Consider the following 16,360-nt stretch of genomic DNA (forward strand, 5'->3'; position numbering starts at 1 on the left):
CTGGGCCTAAACATTAAAACATGCTGTTTTTGTTAGCCAGAGGCTGATTTAAGCTGTGGGTCAGTATTGGCCGTAGCGGAGTTTTTACACCTCCGCCACAGCCAATAATCAGCTGATTTTACCAGTCACCCGCACCCGCTTACTGCCGGCTTCAACCGGTGCTTTATGTGCTTCGGCTTTTTCTTTAAGTTTATCGTCGATGATGTTTTTCAGCGCAATTAACAGACCCATCGCCATAAAGGCGCCGGGTGGCAGAATGGCGAATAAAAAGTCGGGGTAGTCTTTTACCAGCTCAATTTTCCAGCTGGCGGCAGCCGGTCCGAACAGTAACTGCATATCGGAGAAAATCACGCCCTGACCGAGAATTTCGCGCATCGCGCCGAGAATAATCAGCACGATGGTAAAGCCCAGCGCCATGGTAAAACCGTCAACCACCGACGGAATAATCGGGTTTTTACAGGCAAAGGCATCGGCACGGCCAAGAATCGCGCAGTTGGTAACGATCAGCGGAATAAAGATACCCAGCACTTCGTACAGCTCGTAAGTGAATGCCTGCATTACCAGCTCTGCGACCGTGGTAAAGGAGGCAATAATCATCACAAAGGCAGGCAGACGCACGGCATCAGGTACGTGGTTGCGGATTAAGGACACAGAAAAATTCGAGCCTACCAGCACCATCATGGTGGCCAGACCCAGACCGAGGGCGTTCACCACTGAGCCGGTTACCGCCAGCAACGGGCACAGGCCCAAAAGCTGCACCAGAGCGGGGTTGTTATGCCATAAGCCGTCGAGGCTGATGTCGCGCAGGGATTTCGTTGCCATCATTATTCTCCGCTGCCTGAATTCTGGGGTAACTGGCCGGACACTGATTGTGGTTCGGTCAGGCGTTGCCCCAGCAGTTCGTTTTTATGTAATTCAAAAAATTTCAGCGCCAGTTTTACCGCTTTTACGACGGCCCGGGGCGTGATGGTTGCGCCGGTAAACTGGTCAAAATCGCCACCGTCTTTTTTTACTGCCCAGCGTTCTGCTTGCGGGTTATTCAGGCTTTTATCGTTAAAGCCCAGTACCCAATCGGATTTTTTACGGTCGATTTTATCGCCCAGTCCCGGTGTTTCTTTGTGCTCAATAATCCGTACGCCGGCAATACTGCCGTCGGCATGAACGCCAACCAGTACCGCAATCTGGGTGGTGTAACCATCCGGAGCAACCACTGGCAGAATCACGGTATTAACCCGGCCATTGGTGCGCGCCAGATGAATCTGGGCATCGTCCGGCAAGGGGCCAAGCAACTGCTGGTTAAAGCGTTTATCGACGGCGATCACATCGGTCAGCAGGTCGTTGTCGTAGCTGCCGGCCGGCACAATTTCATTCAGCGCTTTGGCCTGAGCCATACGGATATTGTGCTCAATGCGCTCTTTGGTGCCGACCTGAGCCACCGCGATGGCTCCGGCGGTGACCATGGCAAACAGGCCGAGACCAATGGCATTACGACGGATAGATTGCAGTAAATCGTTCATGGCCGCTCCTCAGCGTTGTTTTGGCGGCAGGCCGCGTTTGGCTTTGGCGTGACCATAGGTCCGCGGCTGGGTGTAGGCATCAATAAAGGGGGCAGCAAAGTTCATCAGCAGCACGGCAAAGGCCACGGCATCCGGGTAAGCCCCCCAGGTGCGGATTACGTACAGCAGAATACCGATACCGGCACCGTAAATCAGTTTGCCGCGTGGCGTGGTGGAAGCTGACACCGGGTCGGTGGCAATAAAGAAGGCCCCCAGCATGGTGGCACCACTGAGGAGATGCAGCGACAGCGGGGTGTACATATCTTCATCCCAGCCCAGCATCAGCGAGCACAGACTGAGTGATACCAGCATCGCCAGCGGAATATGCCAGCTGATAATGCGGCGCCAGATCAGCACCAGACCACCGGCGAGAAACGCCAGGTTGACCCATTCCCAGCCGCCGTTCAGCCAGCCGTTAAAGGTGGCTTCGGCCAGCACGCTGTCGGCAGTGCCTTTGGCAATCAGGTGTTTGTAAGCATCCAGCGGCGTAGCGCCACTGAAACCATCGGCCAGGCTGGCGGAACCGGCAAAAATCACCTGCAGGGTATCGGCAAAGCCCAGAGTCGCCTGACCGGACATCTGCGTTGAAAGCGCCCAGCTGGTGGTCATCTGTACCGGGAACGACACCAGCACCAGCGCATAACCGACCATCGCCGGGTTAAACGGATTGTTGCCCATACCGCCGTACAGCTGCTTGGCAAAGACGATGGCAAAAGCGGTGGCAACCAGCGTAATCCAGAAGGGGGCAAAAGGCGGCAGGGCCAGACCAATCAGCACACCGGTTAACAGCGCGGTGTTGTCTTTCAGGAAAAACGCCAGCGGACGCTTACGGATACTGAGAATGGCCGCTTCGCTCGCAACCGCGGTGGCACTGGCGAGCAGCACATTAATAAAGGTGCCCCAGCCAAACAGGGCGGTAATCACTGCCAGACCCGGCAGGGTGGCAAGAATCACCGTCGCCATCACCTTACTGGTGCTGTTCGGGCCGTGGGTGTGGGGTGAAGATAAGGTCAGCAAACCCATGGTCAGGACGCCTCGTTCGATGTTGTGCCGGCCGGCGCAAGGGCGGCCAGCTCCTGTTGCAGTTGCAATAGTTTATCCTGCTGTTTCTGTACGCCGAGCGTCAGGGCATCGACGGTGTCCAGCCCCTCGGCTTTGGCCATATCCAGACGCTCCTGCATTTTTGCCACCCGGTCTTGCTGGGCAAGGATCTTCTTGTTCAGCGCTTCGATATTGGCGGCCTGATCAGCGGCGTTATTATCAGCAGTCTGAGCGCCTGTTGCCTGAGGCGCAGTGCTGCCACCGACAGTCGCACCGGCCGCAGCGCCATCAGCGACAGACGCATCGTAAGCCGCTTTGGCTTCATTCACCCGTTCCTGCTGCTTATCAACACCGGTCTGCAGTGCGTCAACGGTATCCAGCCCCTGTTCTTTGGCTTCGGCCAGACGCTTGATTGCAGTATCCAGACGTGCCTGAGCGGTTTCCCATTTACGCTTTAAGCGCTCCGGCGAATTCGGGTCGCCTTTGTCGGTGTCGGTCGTTGCAGCAGAGGCAGCTGCCGGTGCGGCTTTGGCGGCTTTTTTCGCGGCCGCAAGCTGCTTGGCCAAGTCTTTGATTTTGTCCTGAGTCTTGTTCAGCGCGCTTTCAAATAACGGCACTTTGTCGGTCATGTTTTCATCGGCACGGGCCGCTTCGAGTTTTTCTTTGGTTTTGGCCAGTGCGCTTTGCGCGGCATCGAACTGCTTTTGCAGTTTTTCCAGCTCGGCGTTGTTGTCTGAAGTCGCGTTGCCGTCAGCTGTATTTGCAGCGGCTGCGCTGTCTGCGGCGACGGCAGGCTTGGCGGCCTGAGCTTTGGCCGCCGCTTCGGCACGGGCTTTACGCTTGGCTTCTTTTTCGGCGACTTCGCGTTCCTGACGGGCCAGACGCTCTTCAAAGCGCTGGCGCGCGCGTTCGGCCTTGGCCTGGGCTGCACGCTCTTCGCGGATGGCGCCTTTGGCGTAACGGTAATACTGCACCAGCGGAATATGGCTCGGGCACACGTAAGAGCAGGCGCCGCACTCGATGCAGTCAAAAATATTGTGCTGTTCAGCCTTGTCGAACTCCTGACTCTTGCTGAACCAGTACAGCTGCTGAGGCAGCAGGTCGGCCGGACAGGCATCGGCGCACATGCCACAGCGGATACAGGCCATGGCGATATCGTTAGGCGGTAATTCTTTTTCGGTTGGTGCCAGCAGACAGTTGCTGGTTTTGGTGATCGGCAGATCCAGACCGGGCAGGGCAAAGCCCATCATCGGCCCACCCATAATCACGCGTTCGCGCTTTTGTGGCTGATAGCCGGCCAGTTGCAGCAGGTGGCTGACCGGGGTGCCGATTAAGACTTCCCAGTTACCGGGCTGCTGCATCGCATCGCCGGTTAAGGTGGTGATACGCGAAATCAGCGGCTCGCCAAAGGCGACGGCGCGGTAAATGGCGGCCGCGGTGCCGACGTTCTGACAGACCAGACCGAGGTCGGCAGGAATGCCACCGGCCGGGACTTCTTCGCCGGTTAAAATTTTGATCAGCTGTTTTTCACCACCGGACGGGTATTTGGTGGGAATGGTCACCACGTCGATATGGTGCTCTTCACCCAGCTCAACCAGTGCGGCATTCAGGGCGGCAATGGCTTGCGGTTTGTTGTCTTCAACGCCGATCATGCAGCCTTTGGCGCCGAGAATATGCAGCAGAATCTGCGCGCCCTGAATGACCTCAGACGCGCGTTCGCGCATCAGCATGTCATCGGCGGTGATGTACGGTTCACACTCGGCGCCGTTCAGAATCAGGGTGTGAATCTCGCGCTGGCCGGTGCTCAGCTTAACGGCGGTGGGGAAACCGGCGCCGCCCATACCGGCAATACCGCACTGGCGGATATGCTCGGTCAGCTGGCGCGGGCTGATATCGCTCAGGTGCTCAAGGCCCAGTTGCTGATACAGGCTCTGATGTTCAATCCAGCGCTCGGCACCATCGGGAATGATCACGATGCAGTCTTCCTGCAGGCCGGAAGCGTGCGGCACGGCGCGCGGTTCAACGGCGGCGACGGTGCCTGAGGTTGGCGCGTGCAGCGGCACCGAGACAAAACCATCGGCGGCGGCAATCAGCTGGCCTTTTAATACCTGGTCACCGGCTTTCACAAGTGGCTTGGCGGCGGCACCAATATGCTGGTGCAGCGGCAGTACCAGCTCGGCTGGCAGGCTGGCCTGCTGTACCGGCGTGGCGGTGGACTGGGCTTTGTTTTCTGCCGGATGAATACCGCCATCAAAATTGTGCAGGCGAATCAGGTTGGTCATGCGGCGTCTCCGGCCAGGTGGTGATGACGGTCGGTGGCAATGAGTTCAACGCCTGAGGTCGGGGCCTGCCAGTACCAGTTGGATTTATCGACGCTGACCGGAATCATATCGATACAGTCAACCGGGCAGGGCTCCACACACAGATCGCAGCCGGTGCATTCATCGGCGATGACGGTATGCATCTGCTTGGCGGCGCCGAGAATGGCATCGACCGGACAGGCCTGAATGCACTTGGTGCAGCCAATGCACTCGTCTTCGCGGATAAAGGCAACGGTGGGCACGGCTTTTTCGGCACCGTGTTCGGCGTCCAGCGGCTCAGGTTCTACGCCGAGCAGGTCGGCCAAAGACTGAATCGTACCTTCGCCGCCGGGTGGGCATTTGTTGATTTTTTCACCGCCGGCAATGGCTTCGGCGTAGGGCTTACAACCCGGATAGCCGCACTGACCACACTGGGTCTGCGGCAGCAGGTTGTTGATCTGATCGACAATCGGGTTGCCTTCTACTTTAAAGCGGATGGCGGCAAAACCCAGAATGGCACCAAAAATAACCGCCAGAACGGCCAGCAGGCCGACTGCAATAACAATGGTCCAGAGTGCAGCTGACATGAAAACTCCTAAATACTGACCAGACCGGTAAAGCCTAAGAACGCCAGCGACATTAATCCGGCAGTGAGCATAGCGATGGCCGAGCCCTGAAAGGGCTTGGGTACGTCGGCGACGGCCACACGTTCACGCAGGGCGGCGAACAGCACCATCACCAGCGAGAAACCCACGGCGGCACCAAAGCCATAAAGAATGGATTCGACCAGACTGTTGTCGCGTTTGATATTCAGCAGGGCCACACCCAGTACCGCGCAGTTGGTGGTAATCAGCGGTAAGAAGATACCCAGCACGCGGTACAGCAGCGGGCTGGTTTTGCGGATGGCCATCTCGGTAAAGCCCACCACCACGGCAATCACCATGATAAAACTGATGGTTTTCAGGTAGGCCAGATCCAGCGGAATCAGCAGGTAGGTGTACACCAGATAGCTGCACACCGATGCCAGCGTCAGTACGAAGGTGGTGGCCGCGCCCATGCCGATGGCGGTTTCCAGCTTGTTGGATACACCCATGAAAGGGCAGAGACCGAGGAACTGCACCAGCACGAAGTTGTTGACCAGAATGGTGCTTACCAGAATCAGCAGATAGTCAGTCATCAATGGCTCCGCAGCACATGTGTACCGTCGATATTAAAAAATGGGCGCGCATTATCCCAAAACTGTGTTATTTCGGACAAGAAGGTTTTTTTCGGTTCTAAGCACCGTTTGGAATAAGCTTAGTGGTTGTTACGTCTATGGCTTGTAACGGCCGCCTTATTGGCATGCCAGCCGGGGATGATAGCGGGCTGTTGGGGGAAGGTACTGATGCGGGTCAAGGATATAACCGGATGGTTATTTTGAGGCAGAAGGCAGAGGGCAGAGGGCAGAGGGCAGAGGGCAGAGGGCAGAGGGCAGAGGGCAGAGGGCAGAGGGCAGAGGGCAGAGGGCAGAGGGCAGGAGCGGAACTTATCCAAGACAAAATCAGAAGTCTCAACTCACCCGGCAAGCACAGTGTGGGAGCGGCTTTCAGCCGCGATATCAGCAATGGATGTTGCATTCGACTATCTGCAACCCCGCATATTAAATCAGGTGTCGTTTGCAGAAGCGGAACTTGTCCGCGACAAAATCAGAAGACTCAATTTACCCGGCAAGCACAGTGTGGGAGCGGCTTTCAGCCGCGATATCTGCAGTGGATGTTGCATTCGACTATCCGCGACCCGGCATATTAAATCAGGTGTCGTTTGTAGGAGCGGATCTTATCCGCGACAAAGTCAGAAGATTCAACTTACCCGGCAAGCACCGTGTGGGAGCGGCTTTCAGCCGCGATATTTGCAGTGGATGTTGCATTCGACTATCCGCGACCCGGCATATTAAATCAGGTGTCGTTTGTAGGAGCGGATCTTATCCGCGACAAAGTCAGAAGATTCAACTTACCCGGCAAGCACCGTGTGGGAGCGGCTTTCAGCCGCGATATTTGCACGCTTTGCATTCGTGCTTGCCCGTTTTGCCAGAGGGTAGTAACGTAAATGCCAAATGAATCAATAGATTGCGTTTCGGTTTACAGGCTGGAGTGTAAAGTTAGCTGCACAGAACGCCGGAATTAACAGGCGTGCGCGTTTTTCTGGAAGGGATTTTTGAGTTATGGACGATTTCTCAGTTTGGTCAATAAGTTATGCGGGGTTTCTCGAAAGAATCGCCCGGAATAAATGCGCATGCATACTAACAAGCTGTTGAGCGTAAAGGGAAATCTATGAGCCTAGAAAAATTAGGGTATTATCTCGGACTTGCTTTAAGCAATGCTATTTACATAGGTAGCATTACTAATAAAGACGAACTATTAATTCCTTTTGGAGTATTTTTTTCGGATAAAGGAGTAAGGTTGTTTCCTTTTGAAGCCGAAACTCAAGAAGAAGCTCATCGAATAGCACAAGAAACTATTCGTCAGAGCGAAGAATTATTGGATGGCTGGTGTTATGGTCGAGAGGGTCTAATACCATTAAAGGATGGAGCTAATAGTGATGCATATATCATTGAGGTTAAACTCAAAGAGATGGAGGAGCCAGTAATTTTTATTCAGTTCTTTGAGTATCCATTTAAATTGACTAGAAGTCTCGTCATTAATGCAAAAAAAACAGTTGTTGATAATATACTTGAAAATAGTAAAGAGTTTGAAGATGCTCTGCATTCTGGAGCTGAAAGTCATAAGGTAGCAGGTGAACATTGGTACAAGTTTAAGGATTACATTTAACAAGCTGCTGCGCCGGACATTGCAGGTTGTCATGATTTACTGTCGAGCAAAAATACATGCTAAATAGCTACGCAGGTGGGCAAGAGATATGAATCGAAATGTCTGAAAAAAATAAATTACCCAAGAATTCCGGTTACTTGGAAGGTGCTTAAGTATCCTGCTTTGATTATTTCACTTGTCGCAGTTGGGTGTTGTTTGGATCTTAGTGTTTGGCTGGGCTTGTTTGTCGGGGTTTGTATATCTACGATTTTAATTTCGCTTGATGTGTATTTTCGAGTGGGAAGATTTAAGAGATATTTGGTGAACTTTGGCGTGAAAGCAGAGGTTGTGGGTAATAATGATCTTGCTATTATTGGGGGGGGCATTTCAATCTGAAGTTGCCGCATTATGTAGCATTCCAAGAGTTGATGGTGTTGAAGTCTATAAAGATGAAGTTTGCCGATTTATTTCTTGGAATGAAATAGAGTCTGTCAGTCATCATATTTTCTGGGATAAATCTGTGTTGATTTTGAGATTTTCACGTAATGCCGAATTCAATAAGCTGGTTGTTCCTTGGTGTGAGGAGGTTAGCGAATTTATACCTGAAATATTGAACTCTTAATAAACTAAGTCAGTTTGCCAGCGTACTTGCAGGACAAACTAACGCACTTCGTGTTAAAAACAAATTTGCCCCTGCTGGCAGGCGTTCTAGTTCTTAGAGTGGACAAGGGCGCCTGTGCTGATAACGCGCCCGATCTCCGTTATGCGGTCAGTAACAGAGTCTCAACGGCAGCCTGATTGCCCCTTCTGTTCAAAATATAACCACCAGAGCATCCGACACAGCGGACACTGACATATCCTGAATGAGGAAAGCTTGCACCGGCGGGAAATGTTGGCACACTCTGCTGTCATATCAGTCTGCCTCTGAGGTGGTTGGGCAGGCAAACACAATAATAAATCTCTGCATCGGACTGGCGTTGTGCCAGCTGCTCTCAGGTCGCCTTCGCTGTAAGAGGGAGCCGCAGTGAGGGGCTGACTGCCGGAGTTGTAATGGATAGCTGCTGATGAACACTGTTGTTTTGGGGAAGATGCGCCGCTGCGGCGGGTTTGCTGGTCGTCTGCAGGCTGGTTTGCGAAAGGCTGTTTCGCAGAAGGCTGGCTGGCTGAAGGCTGTAAGCGCAGTTACCGGGCGCTTTGGCGGCGCAGGGCTATGGCTGGCAGGTGCGCTGTTACTGGCGGGATGCAGCGATCAGGCCTGGAATAATCCGCATCCGGAATCCGAAGCCAGCGCCAATATTCTCTATTCCAGTTTTTCTGAACGTCCCAAATACCTTGATCCGGCCCGCTCTTACAGCACCGATGAATCGCGCTTTATTGATCAGATTTATGAGCCACCTCTGGCTTACGACTACCTTAAACGCCCTTACGAGCTGATTCCTAATACCCTGACGGCGATGCCGGATATCCGTTACAGCGATGCTGATGGCAATGAGGTGGATGCCAACAGCGAAAACATTGCCTTTTCTACCTACCATTTTCAGTTACAACCCGGCATCCGCTATCAGCCGCATCCGGCCTTTGCCCTGAACGACAGGGGTGAGTCACTTTATCTGTTTGCCTCGGCCGCCGAATCAGAGCAATACCGCACTCTGGACGATTTTACCGAGCAGGGCAGCCGTGAACTGGTGGCCGAGGATTATGTGTATCAGGTTAAACGCCTGGCCGACCCTAAACTGCTGTCGCCGGTACGTGCACTGCTTAGCGATTATATTGTGGGCATGACGGAGTTCAGCCAGATTGCGAGCGATACGCGTAAAGCACTGGAAGAAAAAGCAGGCAAGCAGGCCTGGCTGGATTTACGCCAACTCAGCATGGCCGGTGTTGAGGCTCAGGGGCGTTATGATTTTACTATCCGCTTAAAAGGCAAATATCCGCAGTTTAAATACTGGCTGGCCTTTCACTTTTTTGCGCCCATTCCCTGGGAAGTCGATCGTTTTTACCATCAGCCGGGACTGGCCGAGCGTAATATTGTGCTGAACTGGCATCCGGTTGGCAGCGGTCCTTTTATGATGACGCGCAATAACCCTAACGAAGTCATCATTCTGGAAAAGAACCCGAATTACCGCGCCGATTATTACCCCTCGGAAGGTATGCCTGGTGATGCTGAGGCAGGCTTACTGGATGATGCCGGAGAGCGGCTGCCATTACTGGATAAAGTGGTGTACCGCCTGGAAAAAGAAGCCATCCCGCTGTGGACCAAATTTATGCAGGGTTATTACGACCGCTCCGGTATCGCCAGTGACAGTTTTGACCAGGCGATCCGGGTCAGCAGCGATGGTATTGGTCTGAGTCCGGAAATGACGGAGAAAGGCGTTACCCTGGAAAAAGAAGTGGTGCTGGGCAGTTATTATCTGGCCTTTAATATGCTCGACCCGGTGGTCGGCGATAAAGGGGATGCCAAAAGCCGCGAACGTGCACGCAAGCTGCGTCAGGCAATCGCCATTGCTTACGATCAGCAGGAAATGATTTCGATTTTTGCCAACGGTCGTGGCGAAGTGGCTATGAGCCCGATACCGCCGGGTATTTTCGGTTATCAGAGTGGTGAAGAGGGCATTAACCCTTATGTGTTTGACTGGGTAGATGGTAAGCCACAGCGTAAATCGCTGGAAGAGGCCAAACGTTTACTGGCCGAAGCCGGTTACCCGGATGGCCGTCATGCAAAAACCGGTGAGCCTCTGGTGCTGAATCTGGATACGCCGACCGGTGGCAGTGGCGGCAGCGCCATGCAGAACTGGATGATCAAGCAGTTTAAAAAGCTGAATATTCAGCTCAATATCCGTGGCACCGATTACAACCGCTTTAAAGAAAAAATGCAGACCGGTAATGCCCAGTTATTCCAGTGGGGCTGGCTGGCCGATTACCCGGATGCTGAGAATTTCCTGTTCCTGCAATATGGGAATAATGGCACGGTTGTAAGTGGTGGCAGTGGCGTGAACTCCACCAACTATAACAATGCCGAATACAACCGCCTATTCGACCAGATGCAGCTGATGGAAGACTCGCCGCAGCGTATGGAGATTATCCGCCGCATGATTGCCATTATGCAGCGCGATGCGGTGTGGGCATCCGGCTGGCATCCGCATTCCTATGTGCTGAATAACCATTGGGTACGCAATGTCAAAGCTCACGGTATCAGTAAGAGTGTGCTCAAATATTTTGCCGTGGATAAAGAGCAACGCCGTCAGGCACAGGCGGCCTGGAATGCCCCGGTGTTATGGCCCATTTTTGTCGTCGCCGGAATTCTGCTGGTTACGTTGCTGCCGGGTTACCGTGCCTTCCGCCGTCGCCAGCAGCGTCGTATTCAAACGGCGCTGACAAATACTACATCTGCAGAACAGGAGGGCTGACATGCTGGCTTATATTATCCGTCGTTTGCTGTACGCACTGCCTATTCTGTTGGGGGTTAACCTGCTGACCTTTGCCCTGTTCTTTATGGTGAATACACCGGATCAGATGGCACGGGTGCAACTGGGCGATAAACACGTATCGGCGGAAGCCATAGAGCAATGGAAAGCGCAGCGCGGTTATGACAAACCCTTATTTATCAACACCGCTGAAAACAGCGAAGGGCTGCTGACCGATACCATCTTCTTTGAAAAGTCTGCGCGTCTGTTTGTGTTTGATTTCGGTAAATCCGATGAAGGGCGGGTGATCGGGGCAGATATCAGTGAGCGTATGTGGCCCAGTCTGGCCGTGGCCTTGCCGACCTTTATTATCGGCATCAGTGTGAATATTGTTTTTGCGCTGTTTGTGGTGATGTTCCGTGCCAGTGTTTTTGATACCGCAGCCATGGTGCTGTGCGTGGTGCTGCTGTCGATATCCGGGGTGTTTTATATTCTTGCCGGGCAGTATTTCTTTGCCAAACTCTGGCATCTGGTACCGATCTCCGGTTATCTGGGCGGCACCGATGCCATCCGTTTTCTGATATTGCCGGTGATTATCGGCGTGGTCGCCGGTATCGGTGGTGGTACGCGGTTGTACCGCACCTTATTTCTGGAAGAAGCCAATAAAGATTATGTGCGCACTGCGCGCGCCAAAGGCGTGTCGGAAACTGCGGTATTGTTCCGCCATATTCTGCCTAACGGCCTGATCCCGATTCTCACCAGTGTGGTGGTGGTGATACCGTCGTTATTTATGGGCAGCCTGCTGATTGAATCTTTCTTCGGCATTCCCGGTCTTGGCAGTTACACCCTGGACGCCATTCAGGCGCAGGATTTTGCCATCGTGCGCAGCATGGTGTTTCTTGGTTCCGTACTCTATATCCTCGGTCTGATTCTGACGGATATTTCTTACACCCTGGTTGATCCACGGGTAAGGCTGTCCTGATATGAATGAATTAGTGTCTGTTATGAATGAATTACTGAGCATTAAGCCCGTCGTGTTGTGGAGCGATGTGCTTATTTATATTCTGGTGGCCAGTCTCGGACTGTTTTTTTACCAGTTAAGTAAAAACCCGCTGGCGCGTCAGCGCTGGCGTACGGTGTTTCACTCCCGTGCCGGTGTTGCCTCGGTTATTGTTATTCTGTTTTATTTGCTGATTGCTCTGCTGGATTCTCTGCATTACCGCGCACCTCTGGAAAAAACCGAAGGCAGCGAGGAGGTGCATTACAGTCAGGAAGTACACAGCCTGCTGGATGTGGTTCTGACCGAACTGCGTAATAAAGATGAAAAAACCTATTCGGCACCTTTCGCAATTTATTCTTTCGCCAAAGAAAACATGCAAACCGACGACGGGGTTGTGTATCGCGACTTTCCGCGCTTAGCGAATGCCGGGCAGCATCTTGAAAGTGCGGCTGAGCATGGTATGGATATCTTTGTTCGTTCAATGAAAGCATTGCTGGTAGCGGCGTTTATCAGTGCGGTGATTATCGGTTTGCATATCGCCTGGCGTAAGCGCCAGCACTCTCTGCAATCTGGGTTGGCCGGTGTCCGGACCTTACCCTGGGGAACCATTTATCTGACGTTATCTGTGTTGGTACTTTCTTGTTGCTGGGTGCTGGAACTGAGTAAGGTGTATCACATTCTGGGGACCGATAAGGTCGGTCAGGATGTTCTCTACTGGAGCATTAAAGCCATCCGCACCGGGGTGTTAATCGGCACCCTGGCAACGCTGCTGACTCTGCCGCTGGCGATTGTGTTAGGTATCAGTGCTGGCTACTTCAAAGGCTGGGTCGATGATGTGGTGCAGTATATTTACACCACGCTGAGTTCTATTCCGGGCATTCTGTTAATTGCGGCATCGGTGCTGCTGATTGATGTGTATATCGAAACCCACCCGGAGCAGTTTAATCTGGTGGCTGTGCGGGCCGATTTTAAATTCCTGGCGCTGTGTTTTATTTTAGGTATGACCAGCTGGACCGGCCTGTGCCGTTTATTGCGCGCGGAAACGTTAAAAGTCAGTCAGCTCGATTATGTGCAGGCCGCCCATGCCTTTGGGGTTGGTCATAACCGCATTATTTTCCGCCATATTCTGCCCAACATTACCCATATTATTCTGATTGCTCTGGTGCTGGATTTCAGTGTCTTTGTGCTGGCCGAAGCGGTGCTGTCTTATATCGGCGTGGGCGTTGATCCGTCGATGGCCAGTTGGGGCAATATGATTAATGAAGCACGTTCTGAGTTATCCCGTGATCCGGTGGTGTGGTGGTCGGTAGCGGCGGCCTTTGTGCTGATGTTTGTACTGGTGCTGGCGGCGAATTTATTCTCCGACCGGGTTCGCGATGCTTTCGATCCACGGTCGGCCTGAGGAGAGGTTCATGGAGTTATTACAGGTCGAGAACCTCAGTATCGAATTATTACCGGGCAAATATCAGCAGGCGGGACGCTTGCTGGTAAAACCGGTGAGTTTCAGTATTCGCGCCGGAGAAATACTGGCCTTGGTAGGCGAGAGTGGTTCGGGTAAATCGCTGACGTCGCTGGCGTTAATGCGCCTGCTGCCGGAGGCGCTGGCCATTCGCAGTGGCCGTGTGCAACTGGCCGGAACCGATGTGTTTAATCTGACCGAAGCGCAGATGAATTCCGTGCGCGGGCGTATGGCGGCGATGGTATTTCAGGAGCCACAAAGTTCGCTGAATCCGGTGCAGACTATTGAACAGCAGATTGGCGAAGTGCTGCGTTTGCATAAAGGGTTAAGCGGTGCCGCGCTGCGCGAAAAAATCATCAGTCTGTTGCACGAGGTCGGTATTAACGATGCCGAGCAACGCCTGGGCTGGTATCCGCATCAGTTGTCCGGCGGGCAGAAGCAGCGTGTGGTGATCGCCATTGCACTGGCCTGCGAGCCGCAATTACTGATTGCCGATGAACCGACCACCGCACTGGATGTCACCATCCAAAAGCAGATTCTGGAATTGCTTAACGAATTACGCCGCAAACGCCAGCTGGCCGTGCTGTTGATTACCCACGATATGGGCGTGGTGGCACAGATGGCCGATCGTGTGGCGGTGATGCGCTATGGTGAAATTGTTGAACAGGCCGCTGCCCGCGAATTTTTTGCCGCGCCAAAACATGAATACAGTCGTGCGCTGATTCACTCATTACCCGATCGCCGCCATTTTTTGTCTGCTCCGGCGCAAAGCGGGCCTTTGCTGCAGTTAAAGGATGTGCGTGTCTGGTTTGCCCAGCGTAAAGGTATTTTGCAGCGGGTGGTCGGCTATACCAAAGCCGTGGATGGCATCAGTCTGAGTATTGGCCGGGGTGAAACCCTGGCTCTGGTGGGCGAAAGTGGTTCGGGTAAATCGACCGCCGGGCGCGCTATTTTGAGTCTGGAGCCGCTGGCTGGTGGTGAGCTGTATTTTGCTGGTGAACGCATTGATCAGCTCAGCCAGCGTCAGTTTTTACCGTTGCGCAAGCGCATTCAGGTGATTTTTCAGGACCCGTTTTCGTCGATGAATCCGCGTATGAATGTACGCGATATTCTGGCCGAAGGGATGATCGCGCTGAAGGTTGAGGCCGATGCCGCTAAACGCGAACAGCGCCTGCAGGCATTGCTGCAGCGGGTCGGGCTGGAAGCCGCGCATCTGGATCGCTTTCCCCATGAGTTTTCCGGCGGTCAACGCCAGCGTCTGGCGATTGCCCGTGCCATTGCGGTGGAGCCCGAACTGATTATTTGTGATGAGCCAACCAGTGCGCTGGATGTTTCTATTCGTGGTCAGGTGTTGCAGCTGTTGCAGGAATTGCAGCAGGAAATGGGCTTGTCGTATCTGTTTATTACCCACGACCTGTCGATTATTCCGCATCTGGCGCACCGGGTAGCGGTGATGAAAGACGGCGTGATCGTTGAGCAGGGCGATACCGGGCAGATAATGACCGCACCACAGCACGATTACACCCGCAGCCTGCTGGCCTCGGTACCAGTCAGCCCGGTTTAGTGGCGCCAGCGCAGCACGGAATAACCCGACACTCTGGCGGTGGTAATTCTGCCGCCGGGGCGTAAAATCCTGCCATTCTTTGTTGTCGCCTTTTTGTGCAGGAGTGTCTTGTGTCACAGATTTCCCGTTCTCAGGTTGAGGCCGCTCTGGCCGGTTATACCGATCCTTATCTGGAATCCGATCTGCTCAGCGCCGGTTGCGTGCGTGATATACGTATTGATGGCGGCCGGGTTGAGGTGGATATTCATCTTGATTACCCGTCTGAATTTCTCAAAGGCGGCATCGCGCAGATGCTGCAAACGGCGCTGGAAAATATAGATGGCTGCAGCGCTGCGGCGGTTAATATCAGCTGGTCGGTGGCGGAAAACAAAAGCCAGAACAGCGTTGAAGCCATTGCCCAGGTGAAAAATATTGTTGCGGTGGCGTCCGGCAAAGGCGGGGTGGGCAAATCCACCACGGCGGTTAACCTGGCCATTGCGCTGGCCAAAGACGGCGCCAAAGTCGGCCTGCTGGATGCCGATATTTACGGCCCGAGTCAGGGCATTATGCTGGGGGTCGAAGACGGCACCCGCCCGGAAACCATCGACAACAAATGGTTCGTGCCTATTGAAGCTCATGGTCTGAAAAGCATGTCGATGGCGTACCTGGTTACCGAAAGCACGCCGATGGTCTGGCGCGGGCCGATGGTCGCCGGGGCGCTGATGCAGATCCTGACTCAGACCCAGTGGGGCGAGCTGGATTATCTGATTATTGATATGCCGCCGGGCACCGGTGATATTCAGCTGACCCTGAGTCAGAAATTCCCGGTATCCGGCGCCGTGATTGTCACCACACCGCAGGATATTGCCCTGGCCGACGCCAAAAAAGGCGTGGAAATGTTCCGCAAAGTGAATATTCCGGTGCTGGGTATGATTGAAAATATGAGCATGCATATCTGTTCGCAGTGTGGTCATGCCGAGCATATTTTTGGTGAAGACGGTGCCGAGCGTCTGGCGGAAACCTACAACACCACGGTGCTGGGTTCACTGCCGTTATCCAAGTACATCCGTGAGCAGTCCGATGCCGGTACGCCGGTGGTGGCCGCGGATGATTGCTCGGAAGTCTCTATGATGTACCGCCATGCTTCACGCCGTCTGGCGGTAGCACTGGCACGTCAGGCAGCTGCGGCTCAGGCGATGCCATCCATTGAGATTGCTGACGAGTGATTGCAGGCGGGTAGCTTGCAGACGAGCAGGCTGCTTGCTTAAGAG

The 16,360-nt window shown here is 53.6% G+C and carries 13 protein-coding genes; 7 read left to right on the top strand and 6 right to left on the bottom strand.

What is annotated here, in order from left to right; all coding sequences use genetic code 11:
• Positions 1-108 precede the first annotated feature (108 nt).
• The 6 genes from HUF18_RS08685 to rsxA are packed head-to-tail and all read right to left on the bottom strand — an operon-like array spanning position 109 to position 6,074.
• A complete protein-coding gene (locus tag HUF18_RS08685) occupies positions 109-822 on the bottom strand; it encodes an electron transport complex subunit E (protein ID WP_225691894.1) in 714 nt (237 codons plus the stop codon).
• Positions 823-824: 2 nt separating this feature from the next.
• A complete protein-coding gene (rsxG, locus tag HUF18_RS08690; protein ID WP_225691895.1) occupies positions 825-1,517 on the bottom strand; it encodes an electron transport complex subunit RsxG in 693 nt (230 codons plus the stop codon).
• 9 nt (positions 1,518-1,526) lie between these two features.
• Complete coding sequence (gene rsxD / locus HUF18_RS08695; RefSeq protein WP_225691896.1) at positions 1,527-2,579, bottom strand: electron transport complex subunit RsxD; 1,053 nt, start codon at positions 2,577-2,579, stop codon at positions 1,527-1,529.
• 2 nt (positions 2,580-2,581) lie between these two features.
• Positions 2,582-4,879, bottom strand: a complete 2,298-nt coding sequence (rsxC, locus tag HUF18_RS08700; protein WP_225691897.1) for an electron transport complex subunit RsxC — start codon at positions 4,877-4,879, stop codon at positions 2,582-2,584.
• Positions 4,876-5,484, bottom strand: coding sequence for an electron transport complex subunit RsxB (gene rsxB, locus HUF18_RS08705; RefSeq protein ID WP_225691898.1), 609 nt, complete (start codon positions 5,482-5,484; stop codon positions 4,876-4,878). The genes rsxC and rsxB overlap by 4 nt, the downstream gene beginning before the upstream one ends.
• An 8-nt stretch (positions 5,485-5,492) precedes the next feature.
• The gene (rsxA, locus tag HUF18_RS08710) at positions 5,493-6,074 is read right to left on the bottom strand and encodes an electron transport complex subunit RsxA (protein WP_145468997.1); all 582 of its coding nucleotides are present in this window, start codon (positions 6,072-6,074) and stop codon (positions 5,493-5,495) included.
• 1,132 nt (positions 6,075-7,206) lie between these two features.
• Between rsxA and HUF18_RS08715 the strand changes: the two genes are divergently transcribed.
• The 7 genes from HUF18_RS08715 (at position 7,207) to apbC (ending at position 16,315) form a co-directional block, all read left to right on the top strand.
• Entirely contained in the window at positions 7,207-7,704 is a 498-nt protein-coding gene (locus HUF18_RS08715; protein ID WP_225691899.1) for a hypothetical protein, read from the top strand.
• Between the two features lie 337 nt (positions 7,705-8,041).
• Entirely contained in the window at positions 8,042-8,305 is a 264-nt protein-coding gene (locus HUF18_RS08720; RefSeq protein WP_225691900.1) for a hypothetical protein, read from the top strand.
• A gap of 442 nt (positions 8,306-8,747) precedes the next feature.
• Positions 8,748-11,090, top strand: coding sequence for an ABC transporter substrate-binding protein (locus HUF18_RS08725; RefSeq protein ID WP_225691901.1), 2,343 nt, complete (start codon positions 8,748-8,750; stop codon positions 11,088-11,090).
• 1 nt (position 11,091) lies between these two features.
• The gene (locus HUF18_RS08730) at positions 11,092-12,069 is read left to right on the top strand and encodes an ABC transporter permease (protein ID WP_145468995.1); all 978 of its coding nucleotides are present in this window, start codon (positions 11,092-11,094) and stop codon (positions 12,067-12,069) included.
• Between the two features lies 1 nt (position 12,070).
• Positions 12,071-13,489, top strand: a complete 1,419-nt coding sequence (locus tag HUF18_RS08735) for an ABC transporter permease (protein ID WP_225691902.1) — start codon at positions 12,071-12,073, stop codon at positions 13,487-13,489.
• A gap of 10 nt (positions 13,490-13,499) precedes the next feature.
• On the top strand, positions 13,500-15,110 hold the full coding sequence (locus tag HUF18_RS08740; RefSeq protein WP_225691903.1) for an ABC transporter ATP-binding protein: 1,611 nt from the start codon (positions 13,500-13,502) through the stop codon (positions 15,108-15,110).
• Positions 15,111-15,220: 110 nt separating this feature from the next.
• Positions 15,221-16,315: an iron-sulfur cluster carrier protein ApbC gene (gene apbC, locus HUF18_RS08745; RefSeq protein ID WP_145468993.1), complete on the top strand. Its 1,095-nt coding sequence runs from the start codon at positions 15,221-15,223 to the stop codon at positions 16,313-16,315.
• Positions 16,316-16,360 lie beyond the last annotated feature (45 nt).

The sequence above is a fragment of the Thalassolituus sp. ST750PaO-4 genome, from assembly GCF_020320405.1.
Lineage (GTDB): Bacteria > Pseudomonadota > Gammaproteobacteria > Pseudomonadales > Oceanobacteraceae > Venatoribacter > Venatoribacter alkanivorans.

Excerpts from the sequence above, each read along its gene's own strand:
- HUF18_RS08720 (WP_225691900.1), top strand. The coding sequence starts at position 8,042 with ATGATCTTGCTATTATTGGGGGGGGCATTTCAATCTGAAGTTGCCGCA.
- rsxD (WP_225691896.1), bottom strand. The coding sequence starts at position 2,579 with ATGGGTTTGCTGACCTTATCTTCACCCCACACCCACGGCCCGAACAGC.
- HUF18_RS08725 (WP_225691901.1), top strand. The coding sequence starts at position 8,748 with ATGAACACTGTTGTTTTGGGGAAGATGCGCCGCTGCGGCGGGTTTGCT.
- rsxB (WP_225691898.1), bottom strand. The coding sequence starts at position 5,484 with ATGTCAGCTGCACTCTGGACCATTGTTATTGCAGTCGGCCTGCTGGCC.
- HUF18_RS08730 (WP_145468995.1), top strand. The coding sequence starts at position 11,092 with ATGCTGGCTTATATTATCCGTCGTTTGCTGTACGCACTGCCTATTCTG.
- HUF18_RS08685 (WP_225691894.1), bottom strand. The coding sequence starts at position 822 with ATGGCAACGAAATCCCTGCGCGACATCAGCCTCGACGGCTTATGGCAT.
- rsxC (WP_225691897.1), bottom strand. The coding sequence starts at position 4,879 with ATGACCAACCTGATTCGCCTGCACAATTTTGATGGCGGTATTCATCCG.
- rsxG (WP_225691895.1), bottom strand. The coding sequence starts at position 1,517 with ATGAACGATTTACTGCAATCTATCCGTCGTAATGCCATTGGTCTCGGC.
- HUF18_RS08735 (WP_225691902.1), top strand. The coding sequence starts at position 12,071 with ATGAATGAATTAGTGTCTGTTATGAATGAATTACTGAGCATTAAGCCC.
- HUF18_RS08715 (WP_225691899.1), top strand. The coding sequence starts at position 7,207 with ATGAGCCTAGAAAAATTAGGGTATTATCTCGGACTTGCTTTAAGCAAT.
- HUF18_RS08740 (WP_225691903.1), top strand. The coding sequence starts at position 13,500 with ATGGAGTTATTACAGGTCGAGAACCTCAGTATCGAATTATTACCGGGC.
- rsxA (WP_145468997.1), bottom strand. The coding sequence starts at position 6,074 with ATGACTGACTATCTGCTGATTCTGGTAAGCACCATTCTGGTCAACAAC.